General features: G+C 40.1%; 35 protein-coding genes and 1 tRNA gene. 6 read left to right on the top strand and 30 right to left on the bottom strand.

The genetic code is table 11. From position 1 onward, the window contains the following. Positions 1-44: 44 nt before the first annotated feature. Positions 45-617 (bottom strand): signal peptidase I, encoded by a 573-nt coding sequence (locus MHH68_RS11200; RefSeq protein WP_058014687.1) that lies wholly within the window; start codon positions 615-617, stop codon positions 45-47. A 44-nt stretch (positions 618-661) separates the two neighbouring features. Then, on the bottom strand, positions 662-1,189 hold the full coding sequence (gene tapA / locus MHH68_RS11205) for an amyloid fiber anchoring/assembly protein TapA (RefSeq protein ID WP_058014686.1): 528 nt from the start codon (positions 1,187-1,189) through the stop codon (positions 662-664). 266 nt (positions 1,190-1,455) lie between these two features. On the opposite strand from tapA, the gene MHH68_RS11210 reads away from it, so the two are divergent. Further along, positions 1,456-1,767 carry a YqzG/YhdC family protein gene (locus tag MHH68_RS11210; RefSeq protein ID WP_061410249.1) on the top strand — a complete coding sequence of 104 codons (312 nt, stop codon included), beginning with the start codon at positions 1,456-1,458 and terminating at the stop codon, positions 1,765-1,767. Positions 1,768-1,800: 33 nt separating this feature from the next. Here the strand turns inward: MHH68_RS11210 and MHH68_RS11215 are convergent, their stop codons facing one another. The 10 genes from MHH68_RS11215 to MHH68_RS11260 form a co-directional block, all read right to left on the bottom strand. Beyond that, entirely contained in the window at positions 1,801-1,995 is a 195-nt protein-coding gene (locus MHH68_RS11215) for a YqzE family protein (RefSeq protein ID WP_044140973.1), read from the bottom strand. Positions 1,996-2,054: 59 nt separating this feature from the next. Further along, the gene (gene comGG / locus MHH68_RS11220; protein ID WP_058014684.1) at positions 2,055-2,438 is read right to left on the bottom strand and encodes a competence type IV pilus minor pilin ComGG; all 384 of its coding nucleotides are present in this window, start codon (positions 2,436-2,438) and stop codon (positions 2,055-2,057) included. Beyond that, on the bottom strand, positions 2,435-2,965 hold the full coding sequence (gene comGF, locus MHH68_RS11225; RefSeq protein ID WP_280150117.1) for a competence type IV pilus minor pilin ComGF: 531 nt from the start codon (positions 2,963-2,965) through the stop codon (positions 2,435-2,437). The genes comGG and comGF overlap by 4 nt, the downstream gene beginning before the upstream one ends. Continuing rightward, on the bottom strand, positions 2,874-3,191 hold the full coding sequence (gene comGE, locus MHH68_RS11230) for a competence type IV pilus minor pilin ComGE (RefSeq protein ID WP_339163096.1): 318 nt from the start codon (positions 3,189-3,191) through the stop codon (positions 2,874-2,876). The genes comGF and comGE overlap by 92 nt, the downstream gene beginning before the upstream one ends. Beyond that, the gene (gene comGD, locus MHH68_RS11235; RefSeq protein ID WP_339163098.1) at positions 3,175-3,621 is read right to left on the bottom strand and encodes a competence type IV pilus minor pilin ComGD; all 447 of its coding nucleotides are present in this window, start codon (positions 3,619-3,621) and stop codon (positions 3,175-3,177) included. Before comGD ends, comGE begins: the two co-directional genes overlap by 17 nt. Next, positions 3,614-3,907, bottom strand: coding sequence for a competence type IV pilus major pilin ComGC (gene comGC / locus MHH68_RS11240; RefSeq protein WP_003217322.1), 294 nt, complete (start codon positions 3,905-3,907; stop codon positions 3,614-3,616). Before comGC ends, comGD begins: the two co-directional genes overlap by 8 nt. Before the next feature lie 16 nt (positions 3,908-3,923). Further along, positions 3,924-4,964, bottom strand: a complete 1,041-nt coding sequence (gene comGB / locus MHH68_RS11245; protein WP_144462722.1) for a competence type IV pilus assembly protein ComGB — start codon at positions 4,962-4,964, stop codon at positions 3,924-3,926. Continuing rightward, a complete protein-coding gene (gene comGA / locus MHH68_RS11250; RefSeq protein WP_081106456.1) occupies positions 4,945-6,015 on the bottom strand; it encodes a competence type IV pilus ATPase ComGA in 1,071 nt (356 codons plus the stop codon). Before comGA ends, comGB begins: the two co-directional genes overlap by 20 nt. Before the next feature lie 258 nt (positions 6,016-6,273). Then, a complete protein-coding gene (locus tag MHH68_RS11255; RefSeq protein ID WP_339163103.1) occupies positions 6,274-6,864 on the bottom strand; it encodes a hypothetical protein in 591 nt (196 codons plus the stop codon). 400 nt (positions 6,865-7,264) lie between these two features. Beyond that, complete coding sequence (locus MHH68_RS11260) at positions 7,265-8,137, bottom strand: STAS domain-containing protein (RefSeq protein ID WP_058014678.1); 873 nt, start codon at positions 8,135-8,137, stop codon at positions 7,265-7,267. Positions 8,138-8,235: 98 nt separating this feature from the next. Here MHH68_RS11260 and MHH68_RS11265 point away from each other — a divergent pair. Continuing rightward, positions 8,236-8,306: transfer RNA gene (locus MHH68_RS11265), tRNA-Gln, on the top strand. A gap of 54 nt (positions 8,307-8,360) precedes the next feature. Here the strand turns inward: MHH68_RS11265 and MHH68_RS11270 are convergent. Further along, on the bottom strand, positions 8,361-8,741 hold the full coding sequence (locus tag MHH68_RS11270) for a Spx/MgsR family RNA polymerase-binding regulatory protein (RefSeq protein WP_003217382.1): 381 nt from the start codon (positions 8,739-8,741) through the stop codon (positions 8,361-8,363). A 213-nt stretch (positions 8,742-8,954) separates the two neighbouring features. On the opposite strand from MHH68_RS11270, the gene MHH68_RS11275 reads away from it, so the two are divergent. After that, positions 8,955-9,197 carry a DUF2626 domain-containing protein gene (locus MHH68_RS11275; protein WP_003217440.1) on the top strand — a complete coding sequence of 81 codons (243 nt, stop codon included), beginning with the start codon at positions 8,955-8,957 and terminating at the stop codon, positions 9,195-9,197. Positions 9,198-9,242: 45 nt separating this feature from the next. On the opposite strand, the gene MHH68_RS11280 is transcribed toward MHH68_RS11275, so the two are convergent. Continuing rightward, complete coding sequence (locus MHH68_RS11280; protein ID WP_339163105.1) at positions 9,243-9,881, bottom strand: MBL fold metallo-hydrolase; 639 nt, start codon at positions 9,879-9,881, stop codon at positions 9,243-9,245. 157 nt (positions 9,882-10,038) lie between these two features. On the opposite strand from MHH68_RS11280, the gene MHH68_RS11285 reads away from it, so the two are divergent. Next, complete coding sequence (locus MHH68_RS11285; protein ID WP_003217333.1) at positions 10,039-10,212, top strand: DUF2759 domain-containing protein; 174 nt, start codon at positions 10,039-10,041, stop codon at positions 10,210-10,212. Positions 10,213-10,236: 24 nt separating this feature from the next. Here MHH68_RS11285 and MHH68_RS11290 read toward each other — a convergent pair whose 3' ends face one another. The 11 genes from MHH68_RS11290 to rpmG form a co-directional block, all read right to left on the bottom strand. Then, positions 10,237-10,551, bottom strand: coding sequence for an MTH1187 family thiamine-binding protein (locus tag MHH68_RS11290; RefSeq protein WP_339165791.1), 315 nt, complete (start codon positions 10,549-10,551; stop codon positions 10,237-10,239). Positions 10,552-10,628: 77 nt separating this feature from the next. Then, on the bottom strand, positions 10,629-11,882 hold the full coding sequence (locus MHH68_RS11295; protein WP_339163107.1) for an MFS transporter: 1,254 nt from the start codon (positions 11,880-11,882) through the stop codon (positions 10,629-10,631). A gap of 155 nt (positions 11,883-12,037) precedes the next feature. Beyond that, positions 12,038-13,162 carry a M14 family metallocarboxypeptidase gene (locus tag MHH68_RS11300; RefSeq protein WP_339163109.1) on the bottom strand — a complete coding sequence of 375 codons (1,125 nt, stop codon included), beginning with the start codon at positions 13,160-13,162 and terminating at the stop codon, positions 12,038-12,040. Positions 13,163-13,248: 86 nt separating this feature from the next. Then, positions 13,249-15,168, bottom strand: a complete 1,920-nt coding sequence (locus MHH68_RS11305) for an LTA synthase family protein (protein ID WP_058014675.1) — start codon at positions 15,166-15,168, stop codon at positions 13,249-13,251. Between the two features lie 213 nt (positions 15,169-15,381). Continuing rightward, positions 15,382-16,335: an ROK family glucokinase gene (locus MHH68_RS11310; protein WP_144462713.1), complete on the bottom strand. Its 954-nt coding sequence runs from the start codon at positions 16,333-16,335 to the stop codon at positions 15,382-15,384. A 13-nt stretch (positions 16,336-16,348) separates the two neighbouring features. After that, a complete protein-coding gene (locus MHH68_RS11315; RefSeq protein ID WP_008342322.1) occupies positions 16,349-16,552 on the bottom strand; it encodes a YqgQ family protein in 204 nt (67 codons plus the stop codon). Positions 16,553-16,622: 70 nt separating this feature from the next. Further along, positions 16,623-18,161, bottom strand: a complete 1,539-nt coding sequence (locus MHH68_RS11320) for a rhomboid family intramembrane serine protease (RefSeq protein WP_339163113.1) — start codon at positions 18,159-18,161, stop codon at positions 16,623-16,625. A gap of 86 nt (positions 18,162-18,247) precedes the next feature. Next, positions 18,248-18,421, bottom strand: coding sequence for a hypothetical protein (locus tag MHH68_RS11325; RefSeq protein ID WP_017367602.1), 174 nt, complete (start codon positions 18,419-18,421; stop codon positions 18,248-18,250). A 317-nt stretch (positions 18,422-18,738) separates the two neighbouring features. After that, the gene (locus MHH68_RS11330; protein ID WP_339163115.1) at positions 18,739-18,975 is read right to left on the bottom strand and encodes a hypothetical protein; all 237 of its coding nucleotides are present in this window, start codon (positions 18,973-18,975) and stop codon (positions 18,739-18,741) included. A gap of 78 nt (positions 18,976-19,053) precedes the next feature. Then, positions 19,054-19,614, bottom strand: coding sequence for a 5-formyltetrahydrofolate cyclo-ligase (locus MHH68_RS11335; protein WP_216889381.1), 561 nt, complete (start codon positions 19,612-19,614; stop codon positions 19,054-19,056). 48 nt (positions 19,615-19,662) lie between these two features. After that, entirely contained in the window at positions 19,663-19,812 is a 150-nt protein-coding gene (rpmG, locus tag MHH68_RS11340; protein ID WP_012010579.1) for a 50S ribosomal protein L33, read from the bottom strand. Positions 19,813-20,232: 420 nt separating this feature from the next. On the opposite strand from rpmG, the gene MHH68_RS11345 reads away from it, so the two are divergent. Beyond that, positions 20,233-20,580, top strand: coding sequence for a hypothetical protein (locus MHH68_RS11345; protein WP_058014670.1), 348 nt, complete (start codon positions 20,233-20,235; stop codon positions 20,578-20,580). Next, positions 20,577-21,077, top strand: a complete 501-nt coding sequence (locus tag MHH68_RS11350) for an endolytic transglycosylase MltG (RefSeq protein ID WP_339163120.1) — start codon at positions 20,577-20,579, stop codon at positions 21,075-21,077. Before MHH68_RS11345 ends, MHH68_RS11350 begins: the two co-directional genes overlap by 4 nt. Before the next feature lie 43 nt (positions 21,078-21,120). Here MHH68_RS11350 and pstB (MHH68_RS11355) read toward each other — a convergent pair whose 3' ends face one another. The 5 genes from pstB (MHH68_RS11355) to MHH68_RS11375 form a co-directional block, all read right to left on the bottom strand. Beyond that, on the bottom strand, positions 21,121-21,903 hold the full coding sequence (gene pstB / locus MHH68_RS11355) for a phosphate ABC transporter ATP-binding protein PstB (protein WP_034661307.1): 783 nt from the start codon (positions 21,901-21,903) through the stop codon (positions 21,121-21,123). 14 nt (positions 21,904-21,917) lie between these two features. After that, positions 21,918-22,721 carry a phosphate ABC transporter ATP-binding protein PstB gene (gene pstB, locus MHH68_RS11360; protein WP_170938397.1) on the bottom strand — a complete coding sequence of 268 codons (804 nt, stop codon included), beginning with the start codon at positions 22,719-22,721 and terminating at the stop codon, positions 21,918-21,920. Positions 22,722-22,753: 32 nt separating this feature from the next. Then, a complete protein-coding gene (gene pstA, locus MHH68_RS11365; RefSeq protein ID WP_003217489.1) occupies positions 22,754-23,638 on the bottom strand; it encodes a phosphate ABC transporter permease PstA in 885 nt (294 codons plus the stop codon). Further along, on the bottom strand, positions 23,638-24,564 hold the full coding sequence (gene pstC / locus MHH68_RS11370) for a phosphate ABC transporter permease subunit PstC (protein WP_003217329.1): 927 nt from the start codon (positions 24,562-24,564) through the stop codon (positions 23,638-23,640). Before pstC ends, pstA begins: the two co-directional genes overlap by 1 nt. Positions 24,565-24,643: 79 nt before the next feature. Then, entirely contained in the window at positions 24,644-25,561 is a 918-nt protein-coding gene (locus MHH68_RS11375; RefSeq protein ID WP_058014668.1) for a phosphate ABC transporter substrate-binding protein, read from the bottom strand. Positions 25,562-25,672 lie beyond the last annotated feature (111 nt).

Genomic DNA, 25,672 nt, shown 5'->3' on the forward strand with positions numbered 1-25,672 from the left:
AATAAATTGTTTTATTGAAACCTAATTAGGTTACAAACGAAAATTTAAGCTTGTTCCTCTGACATATGTAAATCAGCTGTGCGTCTTCGGTGTTTTGCAGCGCCCACAAAATGAAGAGTTGAATAAACGAGCAGCATCACACCTGGTATAATGAGCAGCAACGCGGTTCCAGCCGAAGTCCCAGCATACGAAAGAAGCTTTCCTGCATAAGGAATGTTCACACCCGTATACTGCGCAGCTACCTGATCCGCTTTTACTAGCGTGCCGTCCCGATACATATTGTTGTCACCTTTCGTCTCAAAGGCTTTATTTGCTCCCTTTCCTTTCACCCCAACAATTCGGTGGGTCACATAAGACTGGTCCTGTTTTGTTTGAAACGTGATAATATCTCCTTTTTTAAGCGACTCCGGTGAAGTCACTTCTTTTACGACAATGAGTGAGCCAGTTGGAAATTCTGGTTCCATTGATCCAGATAATACTTGCTTGAATTGAAAACCGAAAATTTGAGGATCTCCTCCTGTAGTTCTTGATGACAATACGACAATAATGCATGCAATCATCACCGTGAATACCACCACATAAAGAATACTTCCAGACATCTTCATCCATTTTTTCATGACCTCTTCTCCCCTTCGCCTATCATTAAAAAAGACAGCTCTATTTAAGATACCTTTTCTTGACACTTTACGAGCTGCATATGTTTAGACCATATAAATGCTTTTTCAGACCCACCAAAACCTATAGGATAATAAATTTTAAACGCATAAATTCCATTCGTTTTTGCTTTATCTGTCGTGACAGTCACTGTTTCTTGTGAAAGAAGGGATTTTATAGAACCTTTTTCAAGAATATGACCATCTTGTAACGGCTTCTGCTCACTTTTCACTTTATGTAATTCCCATTTCCATTCAGAGTGTGCAATAGATTGTCCACTATTTTTTAATGTCATGCTCAAGCTTTGAGGCGCACAGACTGTTCCTTTGATCATTGTTTGATCGATGAGTTCCAAATGACTTCTATCCCATTTGGCAGGCTGACAATGCTGATCGGTCTGTTCAAAATTTTCGCATGTTTTCATGACAAAGTTTGAGTGCTCAACATCGTTAAAAGAAGCGTTCGTTGTTGAGATCAATAGAGACGTGAAAATCAAACAAATGGCACAAAAAAGTACAAAGAGCGACTGTTTCATTCATTCTCCAACTCCTTGAACGATTGTTCTTTAATAAGAACGATTACATACAGTATAAGGAAATACCTATAAAACCCAAAACGTCAAATTAGTCCATTTTGTTCTTAAACAAGAATGATTACGAGAAAATTCTTCCATTTTCTCATTCTTTCGCCGTATTCAATATTTTTTTGTGTGACATTTGTACTTCTTAAAAATTTACATAAAAGTGCAGCATTTGGTCAAAATAATAGCAGGTGAGGTGATGTGAAGTGAAATATGGAAAGATGATAATCATGCTCTGTTTACTGTTGATTCCTATGATACAAGACACCAACCCTGCGGATGCGAGAGGTTTCACTGCCGCCGCAGATCAATGGGAAACACGGGCAGTCAAAGAAGCAAAGAAGCGATATCCTCTAACGCAAGTCTTATTCAAACAAAAAGTATGGGACCGTCATCGCGAGAAGGAATCTGTGAAACAGTATCATATTACATTAAAAGACCACACCAAAGAATTTGGGGTATATGTCACTATTTCTTATAATCCCTACTCAAACAAGGTCAATAAAGTGATTGTTGTGGAAGAATACAGCTAAAGAGGCATAAAAAAACCGCCTGCTGGCGGCTTTTTACTTTTGTCGATGTCGCTTACGTTTTTTTAGCATCATTGAAAACCCAAACGGCAGAACCCCAAATAAACGCTGTGAAAATGGCGGTTTCGTTTCCATTTTCTCTTGTTTATGTTCCTTCCGTTCGTCACGTGGTGTATTCATATATTTAATGATTTCCTGTGTCATATATTTTACATAGTCATTTGTTTTCAAGCACATTCACCTCTTCTTTCTTCAAGTGTTACCAGGAAGAGGATCATTTTATACACTGGCTATTCACTGTTTGCCCATTTCATGATTTCACGGGTCTTCCAATTTAGCACGAGTTCCCGCTCATCTGATAAACCATCCTTTGTTTTCACACTGACTAACATGTGGATATGCTTTTTCTTTTGATCGCATGTCACCTGCTTTAATGTCACTCGTCCTTCTTCAGTGTCAATAGGGGTATGCTGCTTTTCACACAACCGATGTAATGTACTGGCAGCTTCATTCGCACCCACCCTGAAAAGCTGCTGTTTTTTATAAAATGAAATCGTCAGCTCTGCACTTCTCAGCTCTCTTTGAAACCCCATCGTCATCGCCCCTAGAATCAAGAGAAAAAATAGAATCGCAGCCAGTACTTGCGGATAGATAAATCCTCCTTCCCTTTTCACGATGTAGGTACCACCCCTTTATATATGAAAAAAACGGCTTCATACACCTTACCAGATTCATCTGTGACTTTAAGGATAGCTTTGTGCTGATTTGTTCTTACGCGAAATTCTTTCACCTTTTGCAATAAAGGGAGATGGCCTGCTTGATCCATTCTCTTTCGAAGCATCTCTTGATATGGCTCAATCGTTACGACTCGCCCTTGATCAGACACATACTCTAACGCTTTCCCTCCTTGCGCCGATCGAATAGCCGTTGCTCGGCTTAATTCCTCATCTAATTGCAGCACAGTCTGTCTCCACTCCATTTGTGAAAATCGGTTGACCTCTTCAAAAGGACGAGCTTTCTCAGCTGTAGAAAAGATCAGTACACAGCCAATTGAAAGGAACAAAAAGAGCTGCAATTGCCACAAAGCCTGGACAAGGGTAAAACCTCGTTCACCGTTCAGCAACATGGTGAAAGCATATGGTCTGCTTTTTATGTATCGTGTATGATACACATCCCTTCTCTTTACTCCAATTGAATACATATGTGATGTCGCCTCGCTTCTTTTTGACAGAAGTTTTTGTACCATCTATGAACAATTCATTCATCTGTTCATGCAAAATTTGGTAAGCTTCAAGTTTGGCTCTTATTTCATTTTTCCCTATCATGATTCTTTCATAAGCTGGCATGAGCACAAGAGCTGCAAATAGGAAGATATGACAAGCAAACAGCGTTTCAATCGTACTAAACCCTCTATTGCTTTTGAACATGGATTCGCCCGCTTCCTAAATAGATCGTGAGCTTATACGTTTGACTGCCAAATTGAATAATGAGAGACCCGCCGCTGCTCGGATGTCCGTTTACATTAAAATAGATACCTTGTGGAAATGTAGAAGCCTTAATGCTTCCCTTTTGTTGCTGAAAAGAAGCAATGATTTCGCCATCCTTTTGATCGATTACCTGATACGATACATGTGGTGGATGGAATTCAACATACACACGTGTTTTTTTGACAAATGCAGTATAAGCAGCCAATTGAAAATCTTGTTTCATGATGTTCACTTGTCTTTTGGCTTCAGCGTCTTCTATTAAATTTGGGATTTTCACTCCTATGATCGACAATAGTATCGATAGAACCAGTAAGATCATTAGCTGTTCTATGAGGGTAAAACCCTTTTCATGAAAAACTAATTTATTCATGCTTCACATGGCCGTTTTGAATGACAATCGCTTTTCCATTAGGACACGTTAATCCCTTTTTGACATAACCTTCTTTTTCTAATTCAGCTAAAGATGGTGTCTTGCCATCGTGCTCTAATTCATATGCCATCACCTGTGTGCTCACCATTGATTTAAGCCCTTCACAGCCCTTTGCTTGAATCGTTTGGTGGTGACGAGTGATATTCGGAATGGTAATCAGTAAAAGAATTGAAATCACAAGCATGACAATTAACATTTCTAACAGAGTAAATCCTTTATCATTCATGTTTTTGTCCTCCTTCTTACACTTGCTCCATCAGTTGATACATTGGTAAAAGAATAGATAAATACACAATGAGTATTAGAATTGCCGTCAGACCATAGATAACCGGCTGCAGCCACGACATCCATTTTTCAATTTTCAGCTCTGCATTCTCTAATAGAAATTGGCTGTACGTGTACATTTCTCTTGCAAGCATCCCGCTCGCTTCACCATGTTCGATGACGGCGGCAAAATGTTTTTCAAAAAAAGGAGACAGGCTCACTTGATATGCCATGCTCTCTCCTTTTCTTAACTCTTCAATCATCTGTTCTGATATTTCTTGAAGAAAGGGTAAGTAGCTTTGCTGCTTAAAAGCTAGCAAGCTCTCGTACATCGATAACCCAGCCTGAAGCAGTCCGCTTAACTGTAGAGAGAAAAGGTACGTATGCATCAGCCGCATTCCTTTATATAAAAAAGGAAACCTGCTTATGACCCTCAGCTTCTCAAGGGTAGATTTTTTCCTAAAAAAGAAGGCATAGTATCCAGTCAGACAAATACACACACAGCCGATGAGGAGGAGAGATACATGAAGCAATTGAAAGATTCCAAACATACCTTGAATCAGCCATGACATTCGGGTATCCATCGAGGAGTACAAGAGAGAAAATTGAGGAATGATCATTTGCTGAACAAGTATGAGCACGATCAAAACCGTAAAGATGAGGAAAATTGGGTAACGTAATATGCGTTTAAACGTGTCTACCTGTTTAATTTTTTTCTCTAAAAACCGTGCGCTTTGTACAAGTGCTGTTGCTAGACTGCCATGCTTTTCGGAAAAACTTAAAATGGCGATGACTTCCCGCTGAAAATGAAGTCTTTCTAGCACCACATACAAAGGCTCCCCTTCAAGCAGCCACTGAATGCCCGGTGCTAATTGTTGCTGCTGTTTATTCGACAACTGAATATTCATCATCGTTAATGCCTCAACCAGTGTATATCCAGCCTGAATCAATTGAGCAAGTTTTGATAGACATTCCGCTTGATCCTTTTTAGACCACGCTTTATAGGCTTGCTTCTTCATAAACCCAGCGATGATAGGTGTTTTTCGATAAATAGCCTAGTGCCACTCCTTTACGAATTAATCTTTGCAGTGTTTCATATGACGAGTGAGCATATTCTCCTTTAGCCTCCTTGATACACTCACCGAGCTCCTTTCCGAACAGCAGTTCAAATACATTTGTTCGTCTGACCGGACGATTTAATTTACAGTAAAGCTGGCATGTTTCTCCGCAAAAAGGACAGGTGAGCTCGATTAATCGCTGCGCAGCAATCGCAACCATCGTTTGTTCGAGTTCATTCATCGTGACACCAAATTCAAGCATACGATAAAGGGCTCCTTTTGCATTTTTCGCATGTAGTGTACTCATCACTAAATGGCCTGTCAGTGCTGCTCTAATTGCCGTTCGGGCCGTTTCAGCATCTCTTATTTCTCCTAGCACAATCATATCTGGATCATGTCTTAAAATAGCGCGTAATCCTGCGGCATATGTGATACCGGCTTTTTCATTTACTTGAACCTGTAACACTTCTTCATTTCTTGTTTCCACCGGATCTTCAAGTGTAATTATATTTCGGTTAAAATTCTTTTTTGCGAACTGGATCAATGAATAGAGGGTCGTTGTTTTGCCTGAATTGGTTGGACCGGTAAATAAAATGAGCCCATGCGAATGATTCAAAAACGACAATAATCGAGTAGAGGCTTTCGGAAATAGTGACAGATGTTTTATTTTCGGAACATGATCCTGCGGCAATATTCTAATCACTAAACTTTCATCATTTACAGTTGGTAAGGTAGACATTCGAATAAACACCTGGCCTCTTCTCAGCATCACAGCTAGCGACCCATTTTGCGGTCTCCGTTTTTCTCCGATATCCATGGACGATAAAAATTTAAAATGAGCAATGAGCCGCTCGCCGCTTTTTTTATCAATGGTTCGCTGCTGAATTAAATCTGAGTCTACTCGGAAAGATACAGACGCTTCCTTTTCTTTTGGGACAATATGCACATCAGATGCCCTCATACGGCATGCTTCTTCTAGCAGCTCTTGTCCCAAATATTCAATCCCATACAATTGGTTCACTCCTTTCAGTGACCCTATTGTAAGGTGGTAGAACATTCCTGACAAAAGCGTATTTCTTCATTTTCATGACTGAAAAGGTGTGAACATGTTCAATATGAGATGTATTCCATCTATAAATAATAGAAGCGCATATAAAAAATTGATTTTTACAACAACGGGTTCCGTTCAGAGGGGAAAATAACTAAATAACATTAAAAAAAGAGATGCTATTGGCACCTCTTTTTTATACTAATTTACATAGGATCATCACTATTTTATTTTGTTCTTCCATTGTGGATGATCCGTTACAACGAATGAGTTAAATAGTGAATCATACTTATCCCCTTCGAGTGAGAAAACAGAAATTTGAGGTTGAGAAATCATTGACTCATATAATGTGTCTACCGGATGGGACAATTCTTCAATTAAAAGTTCGGTCATAACTTTATCTTTAATATCTACTAGCCCAAGGTAATCCTCAACTATTTCCGATTCTAAAAATGGTTGTGCTTTCATCATTTCTGTCATTTGTCCATTTCCAGAGAACTTTAATAAATCACGCCAGTACGGACAAGCCAACATGAGTGAAATAAAACCATTAAAACTTTTTCCAACCTTTCCAGCCTTTCCTTCTGAATCAATATGGAGAACTGGGCGCTTTTCAACTTCACCAGAACCAATTAATGAAAAAATTCCACCCGACACGTCTTGAGCAATAATCGCAGCTTGTTCATCCACCTTAAAATGAAATTTTTCTGTATCTGAATTAGGCTCAATCACTTCAAAGTCATAGTATTCAATAAGATGATTAACTATTTCTGGTTTGCTCAAAATTGTTGCAAACAATTTCGGTGTTTCCAAATGTATGTCCTCCTCAACAGGTTACTTATTACGGAAGATAAAGAATAACCTTTCATGTCTGTTCGGAAATGACCCAATTCACAATATCTGAGCTTTGATTTTCCGGCTTTATTTAGCTCCAATTCATCATCTTAAATAAAGACTCCTTATTTTGGTTGATGAATTAACAAAAATTCCAGCAGGTATTTTAGCATACAGATTGGACATTGACTCATCATGATTATGCATCATAAAATAGGTATGTTAAACGAACTGTTAAAGACAAATCCTATTAAATCAGCATTTATGGGTAAAAAAAGAGACCAAACCTGTATGCGAATTGGCCATCTAATGAATATGCTAATTATATTGTTTCTCCTTGTCAACGGACCCTGTACTTTTACAAGTACAGGTTTTTTGTTCATGTTGCTTCTTGCTGCTGCTCTTCAAAGATACGAAATCCTCTTTTTTCTAACGCTTTTGCAAGGCTGTGTTCTGTATTTACTTTTGAGAAATCAATGCCGAGTTTCACTACAGTTTGAGCGATCTCTGGGCGAATGCCTGATATAATCGTCTCAATTCCTAGTAGCTTCGAACTATCGACCACTTTAAACAGCTGATAAGCAACCATCGTATCAACGATCGGTACGCCCGATATATCAATGAATAAATGCGTTAAACGAAGTCTTGAAGCCTGTTCTAGTACGGATTCCAGAATGATTTTGGCTCGGTACGTATCGATTTCTCCGATCAGCGGCAAAATCCCGATTTCCTTTGACACCGGAATAACAGGGGCACTCAGTTCTTGAATCATCTCTCTTTGTGCATTCAGCTGACTGAGTGTCACACGGTCATATTCTTCTGATAAACGCTCAATCATATCATCAAATGTGGCGTGAAAGTGCTGATTCCACTGACACACATCTTGCAGGGTCACTTCAAGCTCTGTTTCTTGGGTGAATGTCTCAATTCTCGAACAGAAAATGTAGCGGAAGATCTTAAATTGTCCAATGATTTCATATAACGGCACCTCGTGCACTGCTCGATCACGAGCAATATCAACAGACCATTTTTTCAAATGGTTTTCTGCTTTGTCTGACAGTGTCACAAGTGTTGCTGCAATGGTTTGAATAAACGCTGTATTCTGTTCCTTCAGCTTCTTTTCCGTTTCCTCTGAAGCATGTTTAGAATATAATGAGCCTTCTTCTGTTCTTGTCTTTAGCCATTCTTCGGTCATGACAGGGGCTTCTTTTAGGATAAATTCATATAATTGCTTAGATTTTTCATTCTTCATTTACTTCTTCCGCTCCTTTTTCACTTAAAACTCGTGACATACAACTTTTATGTATAAATGACCGTAGATGGTGAACAATATCATTACACGTTTGATATTGGGCTATAGCCAAGTGGTAAGGCAATGGACTTTGACTCCGTGATCGTTGGTTCGAACCCAGCTAGCCCAGTTCAGCACAAAAACGAAGACGGCTGAAGCATGTTTCAGCTGATCTTCGTTTTTATTAGGAAACTGATTGATGAATCGCTTTCTTTTTTGATAATTTCATGAGTTCTCCGGGATTATAGCCTACTACTAACTTATTTCCATCAATGATAATCGGTCTTCGGAGCAGTTTTGGTTTTTCAATGAGAAGTTGAAGAACCTCGTTTACTTTTAAATCATTAATATTTAAATTTAAGCTTTTAAAAGCTTGGCTTCGTGTGGCTAAAATTTCATCCATTCCTTCTGTTGTTAAGGAAAGGATCTTTTTTAATTCTTCTAGGGTTGGCGTTTCTCTGAAAAGGTGACGCTCTTTAAAATCAATTTGATTCGCCTTTAGCCAATGTTTTGTTTTGCGGCAAGACGTGCAGCTCGGGTATGAATAAAAAGTAATGTCACTCATTAGTCTTCCTCCTTAGGTCGTTAACCTTTTCTCTTATGGAGTAAGTACCCTCATGTATTTCAGCATAAACACATTTTGATCAATTTTTCAAAAAAATTTTTTTCTACCTGCAAAATAAATGTTCACACGTTGTCAAAAATGTAAATGTTTACATAACAAGTGATGATCAGCTATAATATGAATCAAAGGGGTTTTTTAAGGGGAGGGAAAGAAATGAATCGCATGTTCCGCGTGCTTGGCTTTTGGACGGGTATTTTTGCTGTCATGTTCTATTTAGGGCATATGAAAGATGCATCGTTGCTGTTCTTCGGTCAAACCGTTCTTTTTGTATTTTTATCCTACTTGAATCTATCCGAAAGAATGTATATTTACATTTTCGGAGCGTACTTGACGATTTTCTTTGCCGGATTTACATATTATTCGATTTTCATCATGGTTCCCGGTACCGGACATTAATTGAAAAAAAGCATCTCTATAAAAGAGATGCTTTTTTTCATACATTTAAAGAGAAAAACCATTGATAAATGGATTTTGTTCCTGCTCCGTGAGTACAGTCGTTTCTCCGCCATGTCCACTTAAAACAAGAGTTGATTCTGGTAATGACAACAATTTGTTATGAATTGATTGAAGCAGCACTTCTTGACTGCCCCCTACTAAATCTGTTCTCCCGATGCCGCCTTCAAATAGCGTGTCACCAGAAATCACAAATCCTTCTTCCGCCGAATAGTAAGATACACTGCCTGGAGAATGCCCAGGAGTGTGGAACATCTCTAATGTAAACGATCCAATTTGAAGAGTTCCTTCTGACGTGATTAATTTTTCAGCTTCTTTGACCGTAATTCCATTCCCAATCAATCGAGCTGAACCGTTTAATTCAGCATTCGTGAGCCATTCTCTTTCATTCTCATGTACATAGAGTGGCACTCCCCACTCTGCCCGCACCTCATCTGCGGCACCGATATGATCAAAATGAGCATGTGTCAGTAAGACAGCAAGCGGTGTGAGCTGTTTTTCTTTTACATAGGAAATCAGCTTTTGTGCTTCACCGCCTGGATCAAAGATTAAACATTCTCCGTGCTCATTTTTCCAAATATACGCATTCGCTTGTACATAGCCTAGTGGCATTCTTCTCCAATTCATTTTCATCACCTACTTTATTCATTCTTTTTTATTATGAAGGCTACACAATAAAAATTCAAACAATCGTCAACTGGAATCTACTCGACAAGCTTTATGAAAACGGTTAAAATGAAAAGAAAGGAAATCAAGGGGATTGATGACAAAGGGGGACTTTCACATGATGCTCGTCATTATTTTTGGTCTAGTCACGATTTTAGCTGCACTCGGGATCTATCGCTCACTTAAAAAAGTGAACGTACTTGCCATCGCTTTTGCTGGCGCAACATTTTTGGTTTTTGGCTGGTTTACTGTCATGACCATCATCTATAGCGGTTATCCAACTGCACATTAAAAGCCTGCATATAGCAGGCTTTTTTCATTGATTCAAGTGCTTATTCACGCTTTCTATTTTACTTGTAAGCGTTGTGGTTTGATCCCGCCTGTCATCAATGCGGATATTGGTCGCTACGCGGTGCAGTCCCTTTTCAAAAGGTGCTTCATGAATGCGCTGAATGACTTCAAATAAATCAGATAATTCACCTTCAATTAACGTATTCATTGGTGTTAATTGATAATTAATTTTCCCTTCTTTTTGAAAGCCTTCTAAAATTCTTTGTACATCTGCTACATAAGCACTGACACTTGGTGTTTCGGTGCCTATTGGAATGATCGTGACATCTGCTATGGCCATGTTTAGTGCCCCTTTCCATTGAATCCTCATGTTTTCTCGTCCTCATTGTAACCTATTCGCAATCCATCATGCCATGCTCACGTTGCATTTAAAGAAGGTTTGTCTCTTTCTATCGTCAAATCCGCCCTCTTTACCTTCCCAATCTTTGTGAATAGCAGCAGGCATATCCCAGACACAGCTTCAATGATGCCGCCAGCCGCAATGACATATCCAGACCCAAATCGTGTTGCCATATAGCCGCCAATGAGTGCGCCTAACGGAATCATGAAGAAGGAAATCATATTGATAATTGCATACACTTGCGGCTGATCCTCTGCTTTTACTGACAATTGAATCATTGTATGTTCAGGCACGTTGACTGCACTGATGGCGGCACCTAAAGCAAAAGCTGATATAAATACAAGTGGTAAAAATGCGTTCATACCTGTGATGAAAAACGAGATTCCGTCAACGATCCCGGCACCTATAAACAGCAGCCCATACCGGTTCACTTTTACCTTTGTCAAAACAAATCCCATCAAGAATGCACCTAGTGCCGTTGTGACTTTAATAAATGAATAGATCACTGGTCCACTATGTAAATCCTCTGTTAAATAAATAACCGACAATGCTTCCCATGGTGCGGCAGCAAAGTTCGAGCAGACACAAAAAATCGCCAATGGGAACAAAATATGATGCCTTCTCACAAGTGAAAATCCCCGAATCAATCTTTTGCCGTATGATAACCCTTTTTTGGCTTTATCGATGATGATTTCTGTTTCATATGTAATGATGAATACGAGTAAAGCGGACAAGAGATAAAGAGGAATAATCACAAGCATTGTATATCCTACCCCCACAAATGCAATCATGACACCACAAACCGTGACCGTCACAAGCCTGACTACATGACTTGCTGATTGAATAGTTGCATTCGCTTTTTGTATGAGGTCCTCATGGACAAGCTTTGGAATAATTGATACAGACGCCGGTTCGTAGGAGCCACCAGTTGCTGAATGAAGAAGCATACAGCCAATAACAAGTGCTAATGGCGTGAAACCATAAAAGTAACTGACCACAATCACAAGGATTATCGCTCCTCTAGTTAAATCAGCAAAACACATCCAAAATTTCAGTTGATGCGGCTTCATCATTGGGGTAATGAGCGGGCCAACAATGGCTTGCGGAACAAAGCTGACCGCAATAAAAAAGGCTGTTCCAATTGCCCCTTTTCCGCCTAGTACTAAAAGCCACAAGATGGTGTTGAAAGATAAACTATCAGCGGTTATTTTGCACATTTTAGAAATAAATAAGTAAGTGAAATTCCTTTTCCACAGGCTTTGAGCACTCAATAATCGACATCTCCCTAAAAAATATCCTTTTTTTTACATCCATATCTTTCACAATAGCTCACAAGGGAGGCCTTCGTCAATGACCCTACCATTATTTTTATTGACAATAAGAAATTGCTTCATGTCAAATGTAAAAAGCACCTGACAGGTGCTTTTTAACACTTACATGCTTCCCATAACAACCGCTTTGTTTTCTCATAGATGGTATCAAATTGATTCATGGAAAGAGGATTTTTTCCTAGACCAAGCTCGACTGTATAGCCCTCATTGTGACATTGATAAATAAACCAATCGCGATAACCTGCATAGCTGTCAAGATATTGAACTGGCTGATAGCCGCTTACTTGCTCAAATCGTTTGACCGTTTCTTTTGAGATGGCTGGTTCATGACCAAGAAAACCCCAGTATATCTCTTCTCCTTGTGTATGAAGAGCAACAAGCCTGTCAAAGCGTTTTCGTAACGCTAGATTTGCCATCGCTTTCGCTTCTGGCTCTGTTAGCGGCTGATATCCAGGAAAACCGCGATTGGACGGTTCCTTAGGCTCATAACGGTAGTATTCGATCTCCCAATAAGCAGGAAATTGATTGTTCAAATCCACCCCTCTTATATTTGCTTTCCATTCTTGATAATCAGCATATCCTCCATGTAGCGCTGTGAATTCTTCACTGCTGAGCCCTAGTGACTCTGGTCCATTTCGTACGAGATCCACGCCATCTGGATTCACCATTGGTACGATGGAGAGAGCTGTAGTTCGCAGAATATGAACGGCTTCATGATGTCTTGCTTGCACCGGGTCAGATGCAGCCAAACACAGCGATTTCAGCCATTTTATTAAAACAGACGTCGTGATCCACTCATTTGCATGAAAAGAGGCATTCAAATGAATAGAATGCAAATGCTGAACAGGCTCTGTTCGGATTTCATAAATAGGTGTATCAAGCACTGAATGACCTATGACACTGATTTGAAGAAAAGGAAATGCGGCTTTTAATCGGCCCAGCTCTTTTTCTAATTGAACACTATCATATTCAAAGGTTCCATTGATCCAATCATCGGATTGCTGCAGCCTGTATGGCGCAATAAATTTCTGCAGCTCACCTATGGAAGAAAATGAATGGATGCCTTCCGGAAGTCGATATCCCGGTAAAAGGAGATACTCAGTGCTGATATGATTGGATAAATGGAAAGCTGCATTCCCTATCCCTAGCTGCTTTGCCACATTATCCTTTTCCTCTTCATCAAGCTGCCATTCAATTTTCCCAAACGACGTTGTCTTCATTTACATCCCTCCTCTCATACTATATGAGCTGGCATACAAAAAAAGAAAACCTCTGCATGTAAAAATAACAGAGGTTTTCTCATATGTTAGGACGCCTTTTTCAGCTTCGTTTCATCTTCTTTTTTGGATGGAGAATGGTCCGGGCTGTTCCGGTCATAAAATCTAAGGAGATCCCCATAGATGATCTGATCAGAGAATTGGAGCTCTTGCTTTGCCTTTTCTTCATAAGACTGACAAACAGTCTCATCATCTCTCGGCTCACCCGTTTTTTTATTGTAGCAAACACCATCTGTGAAAACACTGTCCTTCGTAATAAAGCTGCCATCACGAAGCACGGTAAAGTCATTCTTATCTTTTGATAAAAGATCATGACCAAATTGGATTTGTTTACTTGTATCGACTCCTAAAAGATTGAGTATAGTTGGACGGATATCGATTTGTCCGCCTACTGTATCAATTTCTTTTGGCTGTTGATCTGTGATCCCTGGAATGTGTACAACAAACGGCACTTTTTGAAGCTGCACTTCTTCAAATGGCGTAATCTCTTTATTTAAAAATTGTCCCATTGCTTCGTTATGGTTTTCTGAAATTCCATAGTGATCCCCATATAAAACAAAGATGGAATTTTCGTACAAACCTGTTTCCTTCATCTTTTCAAAGAAAATCTTCAGCGCCTCATCTTGATATCGCACTGTCGGAAAGAACTTGTTTAACGTTTTGCTCTTAGAATCATATTCATCAATCAGCTTATCTTCTTCGTCTAGATCAAACGGAAAGTGGTTCGTTAATGTAATCAATCTCGTATAGAAAGGCTGCGGGATCGATTTCATCAATTCCGCTGACTGTTCGAAGAATGGACCATCTTTCAGCCCCCAGCCAACTGAATTTTCTTCATTTACATCAAATGATTTAATATCAAAAAACTTGTCGTAGCCAAAGCTATCGTAGATCAGATCACGGTTCCAGAAACTTTTGTTATTCGCATGAATGACAGAAGAATGGTACCCCTCATCCTTTAACAGCTCAGGTGTGGCTGTATACTCATTGCTTGGATTTGTGAAGAACACAGCCCCTCTTCCAAGTGGATAGAGAGAGTTATCAACAATAAACTCCGAGTCCGATGTTTTTCCTTGCCCTGTTTGATGATAGAAATTAGTAAAGTTGTAGCTTTTCTTGATTAGTTTGTTGAGAAATGGGGTGATTTCTTTCCCATTTAATTTTTCATTGACCACAAAGCTCTGAGTAGACTCAAGTGAGACAAGGATGACATTTCGTCCTTTAGCTTGACCAAACGTCTTTTCATTACGGTCAGTTTGATTTGCGCTTACATAGTTTTCAATTTCCGTTAAGCTATTGCTGTCAGCAAGAGCTCGCTGAGCAGACTGCTTCGATTGCAGCACTCCATCATAAATATGGAAATTATATAAGCTAATATTTTTCACCAGCATCTCACGGTCAAATGAGCGAGTGAGCAGTTCTGGTCTTTCTGTTTCAGCCAAACCTAGGTTAAAGAAGAAAGTCGCTGCCACAAATAAATAATACGCTGCTCGTTCTTTTCGTGAAATGGTGACATCCGTTCTAAAGGAAGGCTGCTTTTTATAGAGCCACATTAAAATGATGATATCAACGAACATCAATAAATCGACTGGTTCAATTAAAGAGGTAATACTTGACCCGAGGTCACCCATATTGTTTGTTTGAAATAGGACGGGGATGGTTAGAAAATCACTATAGAATCGATAAAACACAATGTTAGCTAACAAAATGAATGTCAAAATAAAGCTCATGACGATGATATATCGATTGCGATTTTTTTCTTTCATAAATAAACCGATACCAAAGATAAACAAGAGAAAGCTAAGCGGATTAATAAACAGGATAAACTCCTGCATGAAATTTTCTATTTTAATATTGAAGCTAGATTTATAGATAACATAGGTTTTGACCCACATGAGCAATGTTGCAATCAGTAAAAATGAAATCGCCTTTAATCTTTTCTTTCGCATTGTAACCTCCTTATGCTAAGCGAGAACTCAAGCTAGGGATACACCCTAATTATTGGTGCTTCTTCAAAAATAACTAAACTATATCTTATCCTGTATGTGCTGGAAAATCAATGTCTTTCTCCTCATGACAAACTTATGAATATGCTAAACATTTCATTTCATGCCCATCTATCGCTTTTTTTAATAAAAATGACATCATGATGACTTTTTTGTTTAAGACAACCATTTGTTTTTTGCCATCCATGCACCGCCGATGACTCCTGCATCGTTTCCGAGAGAGGCAATCACGACTTCGACATCATCAGCGCAAGGCGGAAATGCGTGATGCTTAACAACGCGCTCTACTTTACTGCGAAGAATCTCACCTGCTTTTGAAACACCGCCGCCAATCACGATTTTTGTTGGGTTTAACGCACTGGCAAGATTCGCTAAGACAAGGCCAAGATGAGTCGTCACTTCTTCTACGACACGCATGGCAAGGTCATCTCCACTTTCAGCGGCCTTAAACACATCCTTTGCAGTCAGCGAGGTGAGTGTGCCCAGTGAAGATGTATGCTGCTCTGTTTCTAATTTATCCTTTGCTAGCCGGACGATGCCAGTCGCAGATGCAATGGTTTCAATACAGCCCGTTCTTCCGCAGTTACACGGTGCTCCTTGGAATGGAACGGCACAAATATGGCCAATTTCTCCGCCAGCCCCTGTCTCCCCTTGAACTACTTCACCATTTACAATAATACCGCCGCCAACACCTGTACCAAGTGTGACCATCAGGATGTTTTTTGCGCCATCGCCTGCACCCTTCCACATTTCACCGAGTGCAGCAATATTCGCATCATTTTCGATGACAGATGGAAGTCCTGTCTCTGCCTCTAGGTGATCTTTGAGTGGATAGTTTGTCCAGCCGAGATTCGTTGTTTTATAGACAATCCCAGATACTTTATCTACAGGCCCAGGTGCACCCATTCCAATCCCAATCAGCGCTGATTTGGGCATACTGATTTCGACCAATTTGTGGTCAATTGATTTGGCAATATCGACTGTGATCGTCTGCCCTGATTTATCCGTAGGAATTTCCCACTTATGCTGAATTTCACCATATAGATTAATGAACGCAAGCTTAATTGTCGTACCGCCAAGATCAACTCCTACAAACCAATCCCCTATCATATGCCCTCCACCTTCACATTGTTTTTCGATTTAATTTGGCTAGTTCCATTTGAAGAATCGTCATTGCGTTTGACCATTCGGTCCGGTCAATAATGCCCGATGTATACATTTCCTTCAGTTCATCTGCCATAAATTCTAATTCCACTTCACGATCTCCGAAATACACATAATTTCCAAATCTCATGAGCAGCTGCTGTACATCATATAACGTTTTCATTGTTTCCACCATTTCTTCTCATCAACAGATAGGATAAGCGTATTCATAAATGCGCTTTCAGTCAAGTCATTCAATGTGTTTGCGTGTTTTCAATATATTGTTTCAGCTTTAAAAATTGATCATTTTTTGGATCTTGGTCTAATCCTTTTTCTATTAGATCCTCTGCTTTCGCTGTCTCTCCTTTTTCTACGTACAACAACGATAAATGATACAGTTTATTTGGATCATCTGGATCTTTTTTAAGCGACTTTTGTAAAAATCCAATCGCTTTGTCAAGGTGGCCGAGCTGGGCTTCCGATAGTGCATATATATGGAGAGCCTCAGCTGATGCATCCTTTTGATGTACATATTCCTCTAGACGTTTACTTGCTTCGTTATAGTTCTTGTCATCAAATAGACTTGCTGCCTCACTTACTGCCGCCGCTTCCTTTTGATCATCTGAATGAAACCCTGTATACAATCCAAAACCACCAATCAATAGTAGAACAATACTAGCAAGAAACATTTTGACAGGCTGCACCTGTTTAGGGAGACGGACAGCTAAAGCAGCTAAAAAACCGCCAACCAGACCACCAAGGTGCCCTGCGTTATCAATACCTGATACGGTGAAGCCGATCCCTAAATTGATGAGGATGATCACAATAATATTTGTCCCCATCGTCCGAAAGAAGAGCTTACGGTTAGAGATTGCCAAATATAATAGTGCACCTAAGCATCCAAAGATCGCACCTGATGCACCGGCTGCGATGGCGGTATTAAAGACAAAGCTCGCTATGGAACCAAAAATGCCGGAAATGAAATAGATGAGCACAAATCGCCATGAACCATAAATTCTCTCAACAGCCGCTCCGACAGACCAAAGAGCAAATGTATTAAAGAGTAAGTGCGTCAAGCCAATGTGCAAAAACATTGGTGTAATCAGGCGCCACCATTCTCCCTCTAAGATCAGCCCATTATTTTTAGCACCAAACGCTGTCAAAGTTGCCGTATTGGTACTTCCGCCAAATAGTTCAAGTAAAAGAAACATCACCACTTGAACAGCGATGAGCAGGTAGGTGAAAATCGGTCTGCCATTTTGAAAAACGGCCCGTTCTCGTTCACGCTGCTTTTCCTGATCATCGAATGCTTGAAGTACGTTCACTTTAAGCTTTATGACATCTTCAGCTGTGTCTCTTTTTGCCTCTTCTACATCCACTGTCAACGATGTATTGAGCCATTTTTGCAGCTCGTTAACGTCGTGTTGAAGAGTGTCTGCATTCAATAATACTGGTGTAACCGTCACCTTTTGCTTTTTTTGCGGCTGACCGTTTAGGTCCTCCCAATCATCTACAGGGTGGTCAGCTGTAAATTGGAGCTGTAAGAGATGAAGAGACCGTTTACGCATGGCCTCTCTCAGCTGATTCATCCGATACGTCTGCTCTTCGATATCTCGAACAATCTCCTGTTTAAAATTCACATCTTTTCTATATAGACGGATAAGATCATACCCTGAGTTTCGTGGTGCTTCGAAAAATATTTCATCTTCTGGATACGGACTTTGAATCATCTCGTACCCTTTTTGTCTTAATTCATCAACAACTCGCCAAAATAAACTATCTATGACATTCATTCATTCGCGCTCCATTTTTTACATTATTATAACAAGAATCGTTCTGATCCGCATTTCTGAACAAAAAAATCCCGGCGTCTGCGGGATTAGAATGCTTGGCGAATAAATTTCGTCCGAAAATATGGGATTTTCATCAGCCACTTAATAAAAAAGTGACGCACTTGATTTTGACCTAAGATCAAATTCATCAGCCGATAACGATTTTGCACGAGAACAAATGCAAACAATGTGAACACAATGCTCCAAATCATTTTATTCATCATATTCCCTCCTATGTTCGTATCGTGGCTTAAATGGGATTTGTTTATGCATGAACCATCATTTTTATCGCTTACCATGCGATCTGCTTTCACACTCTAATCCCTTGTTCTTTTGATTGAATATAATAGACCTCTTCACACGCTGATTGATCAAAAGAAACGTCAAATTGATGAAGGTCGATTAAATCCTTGAACGTATGAGGCAGCTTACAATTCCGCTCTACCACTTCGATCTTATGCGGGAAATAACTGTCGTATGGATTCGGTGTATGTACATATACAGCGTCTAAACCAGGGTCATGTTCGTGAATACAAATTCATGTTTGGTATGGCTTTTCAAAGCCTTCAAGCTGTTTTAACAGCCTATGATATAAGGTGATATGGGCTTTGATATGCTCTCTTCTTATTTTTAAGCTATTTTCCCCGACTCCAAAAAAATCAAGGTGCGTATGCCAAAAATAAAACCATGAATCCTGATCGAGTTTTAGGTCACAAGTATTGACTTCCTCCCGCATATTGCGGAAGTATCTTTTCTTTCCACGAAATTTTTTCAAAACGGACCTCCTATCAGCTAAAATGAAATGACTTTATGAAACAACAAAAAGCCCGTTCTTTGGACAATCAGCGGACTTTTACTTTTGATATAACGTACCTTTTTCACTGACAATTATAGACACCGGTATGTCGTGTGCTTCAGATGGCACATGCCTAATTTGCTGTAAAGACAGACAAAGTGCAATGGTGACGCCGTGAAAGTCAGCTAAGTAGCGGTCATAATAGCCGCCCCCAAATCCAATCCGGTAGCCTTTTTGATCGAAGCATACTCCAGGCACAATGATTAAATCAATGGCTTCTTTATGTACAGCTGTTGATACTTGAGGATCTGGTTCCAATAGCCCAAAGTAACTGGATGTCATCTTTGTTTCGGGTGTATATTCATAAAATATCATCTCTTTTGTTTTCGGAAAGCAGGTGGGGATACATACTGTTTTTCCTTCTTCCCACGCTTTTTCAATCAGAGGCATTGTCGGTATCTCTTTTCCTCTAGACATCGTCAAAGCGATCGTTTCCGCCTGTTTCCATGCTGGCAGCTGCAGTAAATGCTCATGAAGTAAAGCCGTGCTGCGCTCAAATTCTTCAGCGCTTATCTGATCAAGCTTGGCTAATGTTTGAAGGCGAAGTTCCTTTTTCATACAGATCATCTCCCATCATAAAAAAACAGCAGGAAAATTCCCTGCTGCTTACTTTGTTTCACGATGTACAGTTTGTTTTTTATCACGTGAGCAATACTTTTTGAATTCAACGCGATCTGGATTGTTTCGCTTATTCTTTTTAGTAATATAGTTACGCTCACCGCATTCAGTGCAAGCTAGAGTAATATTTACGCGCATATTTTTCCCTCCAAACTAAAATCAATTCACATTCAGACCTAACTATAATACCACTTCTAGCTTAGGAATGCTAGAATGTTTTTTCACCAATTTCAATTTGAATGCATTCACTTACATATCACATGCTTATGTCATGAAAAATCGTCTGCTCCCCTATAAAACCTGATCCTTTGTCGTACTGTATACATGAGACCCCTCTTCTCCCCGCCACTTTCATTTATTTTGACAGCGAGGCAAGGTTTTCATACCCGTTTTACATATAAAAAGAAAAAAGATGAAAAAAAGGTGATTTTCTTCAGCAATTCCTTTTGAAACTAGCTTTTTTATGGTATAAAAAAGAAGGGTCGAAAACTGTCTGAAACAATCTTGAAAGCCTTTTATGGCTTTCAGCATTAAAATATGAATAAAAGGTGATGAAACATGGAAATTGCAATTATCGGATTGCTTGTTGTCAGTATTGTACTGATCGCATTCTCATATTTTCAAAGAGAGCCGATTAAAGAAGTCGAGCAGGAACTTGAAACACTTCAACTATCTGCAATGCAAGAAATCTATAAACTGAAAAAGAAAATGAAAGTGCTTGAAGAAGAATTACTTGAAACAAACATCGTTGTCCGCCAGCATTCTGAAATTGATCCATCCATCGCAAGACAGATCATTTCAAAGCATCAAAATGGCATGTCTCCTGAGGCCATTGCGCGCGCTGAGCATGTATCTGTAGAAGATGTCAACATGATCATTAAAGACAACGAGAGGGTGCTTGTATGACGAAAAAAAGCATCCAAACGTTTGCAGCAGGTATGATTCTTGCAACTGGGGTTCTTGCGATTGTCTTTTTCCTCACTGGGAAAGACGAGGCAGCAGCTGATACAACAACAAAAGAAACCCTCGCACAGAAAGTAACAGACACTGACGTGAAAAACTATTTAGACTCCAAAAAAGAAGTCACTGTCAGCCGTGAAACGTACCAGCAGCTTCTTGGCTATAAGGAAAAAGCGCTAAAGGCAAATGAAGACGGCGATTCTAATAGTGATCAACAAAAAGAGGACAAGCCTAAAGGCAAATCGATCAAATTCGTGATTAAAAACGGTATGAGTACAAGTGATGTTTCAGACATGCTTGAAAAAGACGGCATCATCAACTCGTCTAAAGACTTTAATGATTACGTAATTGACGCTGGCTACCATAAAGAAATTCGTGCAGGCAAATTCAATTTAAAAACAGGAATGACGTTCAAACAGATTGTCAAATCCTTAACAAAATAACAAGAAAAACCCCCTGGCGGCACTGACCTTCAGGGGGTTTTTCTTATCCAAATCGACCAGATATATAATCATTCGTTCTTTGATCGTTTGGCTCAGAAAACATCACATTTGTATCATTGACTTCAACAAGCTCTCCCATTAAGAAGAATGCCGTTCGGTCTGATACCCGAGCCGCTTGCTGCATGTTATGCGTCACAATGGCAATTGTATATTTCTCTTTCAATTTCATAATCAATTCTTCAATCTTTAATGTGGAGACAGGATCAAGCGCTGATGTTGGTTCATCCATTAATAAGATGTCTGGGCTTGTGGCAATGGCTCTTGCGATACAAAGACGCTGCTGTTGACCGCCAGAAAGACCTAGAGCGGGGGCACTTAATCGATCTTTCACTTCATCCCATAGGGCAACATCTCGAAGCGCTTTTTCCGCGATTTCTTTCAATTGCTGCTTGCTCTTTACTCCATGAATTCTTGGTCCGTATACGACATTATCAAAGATTGACTGAGGAAATGGATTCCCTTTTTGAAACACCATGCCGACATTTTTACGCAGCTCGACTAAATCGACACGACCTTTTAAAATGTTGTCATCTTTATACATCATATCCCCGGTGATTTTCACACCTGGCACTGTTTTGACCATAAGATTTAACGTTTTAATAAACGTTGACTTTCCGCAGCCGGACGGGCCGATAATCGCTGTGACTTCATGCTCTCTAATCGCTAAGTCAATATGCTTCAATGCATGATGCTGTCCATACCAAAGATTCATATCATTCACACGAAACACTTCTTTTTTTGCTGTTTCAGTTGCTACTGCATTCATCAACTCCACCCGCCTTATCCAAATCGACCATTGATATAGTCTTCTGTTTTTTGCTGCGCAGGACGTGTAAAGATACGTTCTGTGGCATCATATTCTACTAGATCTCCGTTTAAGAAAAAGGCCGTACGATCTGATACACGGAGCGCTTGCTGCATGTTGTGTGTCACAATGACGATTGAATAATCATTTTTCAATTCGCCTAATAGCTCTTCAATTTTCGCATTTGAGATAGGGTCTAAGGCAGAAGCCGGTTCATCTAATAGCAAGACACTAGGTTTCATCGCAAGTGTACGTGCAATACAAAGACGCTGCTGCTGACCACCTGACAATGACAAAGCGGATCGGTGCAAACGATCTTTGACCTCATCCCATAACGCCGCCTTTGTTAAGCTTTCTTCAACCGCATCATCAAGCACAGATTTTCTTTTCTCCCCGGCATACTTTAACGCATGGGTAATGTTATTGTAGATCGATTTAGGAAATGGATTTGGTTTTTGGAAGACCATGCCGATTTCTCTTCTTAAATTCACCACATTAATACGGTCATCCAAAATATTTAATCCTTCGTACATGATCGCCCCTTCACTTCTCGCACCTGGAATTAAGTCGTTCATGCGGTTAATACTGCGTAAAAAGGTTGACTTCCCGCAGCCGGATGGACCGATTAATGCAGTAATTGCATTCTTCTCAATCTCGAATGAAATGTGATTGACTGCTCTTTTTTCACCATAATAAATGCTTAAATCCTGCACCTGTAAAATCTGTTCCGCTTGAAGTGGAGCCTTTTTCGCTGCAATCTCTTTTTTTTCTGCTAGCATTTGAACCATATCCCCTTCACACCTCTCTCACATTATTTTGACGTAAGCTTTTTATGAATAAATGAACCCAGCCATCTAGCTGCTAAGTTGAATAATAAGACTGAAAGCACAAGTACAGCTGATGCACCATTTGCGATGGCTTCTGCATCTGGAATGATTCCTTGTGTATTGACGTTCCATATATGAACGGCTAATGTTTCTGCCGGTCTAAACACATTCAGCGGTGACGTATCAGAAAAAGGACTCCAGTTTGTGAAATCTAGGCGCGGTGTGGAGAGACCTGCTGTAAAAAGAAGGGCAGCCGCCTCACCAAAGACTCTTCCTGATGCTAAAATCGCACCGGTAATTATAGAAGGAAGCGCACCTGGAATAAGGACCGTTTTGACTGTATGCCACTTCGTTACACCAAGCGCAAGTGATGCTTCCTTTTGATCCTTCGGTACAGAGCGCAGCGCATCTTCTGTCACCCTGACCATCACCGGCAGGTTAAACACAGTGAGCGCAAGAGCTCCTCCAATGATCGTATAGCCCCAGCCTGTTAAATTCACAAACATGAGTAAACCAAACATACCAATGACGATAGACGGAAGTGAAGACAGCACTTCAATACATGTACGTATAAAATCTGTGACTTTGTTTTGAGGCGCGTACTCTGCCATATACACTCCGCCGCCGACGCCAAGCGGGACTGTAATCAGCATCGTAATAAACAAAATATAAAACGAGTTAAACAGCTGATCCCTGATGCCGCCGCCAGAGCCAATCGCACTTGAGCGGGTTGTCAAAAAGTCGAAATTTAATTCTTTTGCACCGTTAAAAATGATATAAGAAAACAAACCAACGAGAATCGCCGTAATAATGGCAGCACATAATCCAAATATAAATGTGGCAAAACGATCAGTCATTTTGCTATTCATTAAATCTTCCTCCTAGACGACAAGTATCTGATAATGAGTATGAACATAAATGATACAACTAGAAGGACAAGTCCCATTGACCAAAGTGTATTGTTCTCAACACTTCCATACGTTGTGTGACCCATGTTTAACGTAATAATGGTTGTTAATGTACCAGCTGTATCCATAATGCTCTCTGGTAAATTACGCGTGTTTCCAATGACCATCTGTACAGCAAGAGCTTCTCCAAATGCTCTAGCCATGCCAAGAACGACCGCTGTCATTAATGTTGGCAGAGCTGCCGGGACAAGCACACGTCTAATCGTTTGCCATCTTGTTGCGCCTAGTGCATACGATCCCTCACGTAAACTTTTTGGTAGTGAACCCATTGCATCAGTCGCAATGGATGTAACGGTTGGCAGGATCATAATAGACAGGACAATCGTTCCTGCTAGCACACTATGCCCTGAGCCGCTTGACTTGAAATGTCCGATAAACGGCACCAATACTGTAAGACCTATGAATCCGTAAACAACGGATGGAATCCCCACAAGCAATTCAATGACTGGCTGGAGGATTTTACGTCCCCAAGCAGGTGCAATTTCTGTCATAAAGATTGCGCCTGCGATGCCTAGCGGCGCTGCAATGAGTGCCGATAGGAGCGTGACGGCGATTGATCCGAAGATAAAAGGAAATGCACCGTACTGCGGGTTTTCTGCTGTTGGGTTCCAATTGATACTGGTTAAGAACTCAATTGGGCTTACACCATTTACGATGAAAGATTGTAAACCCTTAATGCCAAGGAAGATGGTGATGGCGATCGAGACAGCAATCATTAAGAATGCGCAAAATCTCACCAAAATACTTCCTCTTACTTCATCCATTTGCCTATTTTTCTTCGAGCTGATCAGTCGATCGCTCGCTTCTGTATGTTCTATCTGCTTCATCTTTTTCTACACTCCTATGAATGTCATAAAAGGAAAAGTGAAAAGCTCCACTTTTCCTTCATCAGCAATTCAAGACCTCTTACTTATCTGTTTGTTTGCCTGTTGCGTCTCTTTCTACTTTCATATTAGAAACTGAGATGTAGCCTTGGTCTTTGACGATTTCTTTTTGCACTTCATCACTCATGAGGTAATCTAAGAATTGTTTTGCTAGACCATCTGGCTCACCTTTTGTATAAGAATGCTCGTAAGCCCAAATTGTATATTTACCGCTTTCTACATTGCTTTCTTCCGGTTTCACACCATCAATGCTAAGCGGTGTAATTTTGTCATCTGTTAAATAAGAGAATGCTAGGTATCCGATCGCACCTGGTGTTTCTGCAATCAGTTTTTTCACTGTGTTTGAAGAATCTTCTGTGATTCCTTCTGCAGGTGTTGCACCATCAAGTGCATACTTCACAAATGTTGCACGAGTTCCTGAAGAGTCAGGTCTGTTCACAAGAGTGATTTTTTGATCTTTCCCGCCAAGCTCTTTCCAGTTTTTGATTTTACCAGTGAAGATTTTTTTCAATTCGTCCTTTGTGATGTCTTTGACACCCACTTCAGGGTTTACAGCTGCAGCCATTCCAACAACTGCTACTTTGTGGTCTGTTAAAGCTTTTGCGTCGATTCCGTCTTTCTCTTCTGCGAATACATCTGAGTTACCAATTTGTACAGATCCTTCTGACACTTGAGAAAGTCCTGTTCCTGAACCGCCGGCTTGTACTTGAATATCGGCTTTTGGATGTTTATCCATGAATTTTTCTGCTGCCGCAAGAACTAAAGGCTGCATCGCAGATGATCCTGAGATGGTAATGGAACCTGATGCCTCTTCTTTGTTTGAAGCATTTCCTTTACTGTCTTTTGAATCTCCGCTTGAGCTGCTGTTTCCGCATGCTGTAACGAATGCTAACAATGCGATCGTAAGGAAAGTAAGCAGCCATAATTTGTTCTTTTTCATTTCAAGAATACCCCCTGAATAATTTGTCCTACGAGTAATACATTAAAGGTTCTTTATTAATTTCGTTTAAATGGAATGTTAAGGTTTTGTAAATGTCGAAGTTTTGTAGAG

The sequence above is a fragment of the Bacillus sp. FSL K6-2841 genome (assembly GCF_037976435.1).
GTDB classification, from domain to species: Bacteria; Bacillota; Bacilli; order Bacillales; family Bacillaceae; genus Bacillus; species Bacillus pumilus.

Excerpts from the sequence above, each read along its gene's own strand:
- rpmG (WP_012010579.1), bottom strand. The coding sequence starts at position 19,812 with ATGCGCGTAAATATTACTCTAGCTTGCACTGAATGCGGTGAGCGTAAC.
- pstB (WP_034661307.1), bottom strand. The coding sequence starts at position 21,903 with ATGAATGCAGTAGCAACTGAAACAGCAAAAAAAGAAGTGTTTCGTGTG.
- MHH68_RS11345 (WP_058014670.1), top strand. The coding sequence starts at position 20,233 with ATGGAAATTGCAATTATCGGATTGCTTGTTGTCAGTATTGTACTGATC.
- MHH68_RS11280 (WP_339163105.1), bottom strand. The coding sequence starts at position 9,881 with ATGAATTGGAGAAGAATGCCACTAGGCTATGTACAAGCGAATGCGTAT.
- MHH68_RS11270 (WP_003217382.1), bottom strand. The coding sequence starts at position 8,741 with ATGAGTGACATTACTTTTTATTCATACCCGAGCTGCACGTCTTGCCGC.
- MHH68_RS11315 (WP_008342322.1), bottom strand. The coding sequence starts at position 16,552 with ATGAAAACGTTATATGATGTACAGCAGCTGCTCATGAGATTTGGAAAT.
- MHH68_RS11200 (WP_058014687.1), bottom strand. The coding sequence starts at position 617 with ATGAAAAAATGGATGAAGATGTCTGGAAGTATTCTTTATGTGGTGGTA.
- comGD (WP_339163098.1), bottom strand. The coding sequence starts at position 3,621 with ATGAATAAATTAGTTTTTCATGAAAAGGGTTTTACCCTCATAGAACAG.
- pstB (WP_170938397.1), bottom strand. The coding sequence starts at position 22,721 with ATGCTAGCAGAAAAAAAAGAGATTGCAGCGAAAAAGGCTCCACTTCAA.
- MHH68_RS11275 (WP_003217440.1), top strand. The coding sequence starts at position 8,955 with ATGAATCGCATGTTCCGCGTGCTTGGCTTTTGGACGGGTATTTTTGCT.
- MHH68_RS11305 (WP_058014675.1), bottom strand. The coding sequence starts at position 15,168 with ATGCGAAAGAAAAGATTAAAGGCGATTTCATTTTTACTGATTGCAACA.
- MHH68_RS11260 (WP_058014678.1), bottom strand. The coding sequence starts at position 8,137 with ATGAAGAATGAAAAATCTAAGCAATTATATGAATTTATCCTAAAAGAA.
- MHH68_RS11335 (WP_216889381.1), bottom strand. The coding sequence starts at position 19,614 with ATGAAAAAGGAACTTCGCCTTCAAACATTAGCCAAGCTTGATCAGATA.
- MHH68_RS11310 (WP_144462713.1), bottom strand. The coding sequence starts at position 16,335 with ATGATAGGGGATTGGTTTGTAGGAGTTGATCTTGGCGGTACGACAATT.
- comGC (WP_003217322.1), bottom strand. The coding sequence starts at position 3,907 with ATGAATGATAAAGGATTTACTCTGTTAGAAATGTTAATTGTCATGCTT.
- MHH68_RS11350 (WP_339163120.1), top strand. The coding sequence starts at position 20,577 with ATGACGAAAAAAAGCATCCAAACGTTTGCAGCAGGTATGATTCTTGCA.
- tapA (WP_058014686.1), bottom strand. The coding sequence starts at position 1,189 with ATGAAACAGTCGCTCTTTGTACTTTTTTGTGCCATTTGTTTGATTTTC.
- MHH68_RS11210 (WP_061410249.1), top strand. The coding sequence starts at position 1,456 with ATGATAATCATGCTCTGTTTACTGTTGATTCCTATGATACAAGACACC.
- MHH68_RS11290 (WP_339165791.1), bottom strand. The coding sequence starts at position 10,551 with ATGGCCATAGCAGATGTCACGATCATTCCAATAGGCACCGAAACACCA.
- pstA (WP_003217489.1), bottom strand. The coding sequence starts at position 23,638 with ATGAATAGCAAAATGACTGATCGTTTTGCCACATTTATATTTGGATTA.
- comGF (WP_280150117.1), bottom strand. The coding sequence starts at position 2,965 with ATGTATTCAATTGGAGTAAAGAGAAGGGATGTGTATCATACACGATAC.
- MHH68_RS11325 (WP_017367602.1), bottom strand. The coding sequence starts at position 18,421 with ATGAATAAAATGATTTGGAGCATTGTGTTCACATTGTTTGCATTTGTT.
- MHH68_RS11375 (WP_058014668.1), bottom strand. The coding sequence starts at position 25,561 with ATGAAAAAGAACAAATTATGGCTGCTTACTTTCCTTACGATCGCATTG.
- comGE (WP_339163096.1), bottom strand. The coding sequence starts at position 3,191 with ATGTTCAAAAGCAATAGAGGGTTTAGTACGATTGAAACGCTGTTTGCT.
- comGB (WP_144462722.1), bottom strand. The coding sequence starts at position 4,964 with ATGAAGAAGCAAGCCTATAAAGCGTGGTCTAAAAAGGATCAAGCGGAA.
- pstC (WP_003217329.1), bottom strand. The coding sequence starts at position 24,564 with ATGAAGCAGATAGAACATACAGAAGCGAGCGATCGACTGATCAGCTCG.
- MHH68_RS11300 (WP_339163109.1), bottom strand. The coding sequence starts at position 13,162 with ATGAAGACAACGTCGTTTGGGAAAATTGAATGGCAGCTTGATGAAGAG.
- MHH68_RS11320 (WP_339163113.1), bottom strand. The coding sequence starts at position 18,161 with ATGAATGTCATAGATAGTTTATTTTGGCGAGTTGTTGATGAATTAAGA.
- MHH68_RS11285 (WP_003217333.1), top strand. The coding sequence starts at position 10,039 with ATGATGCTCGTCATTATTTTTGGTCTAGTCACGATTTTAGCTGCACTC.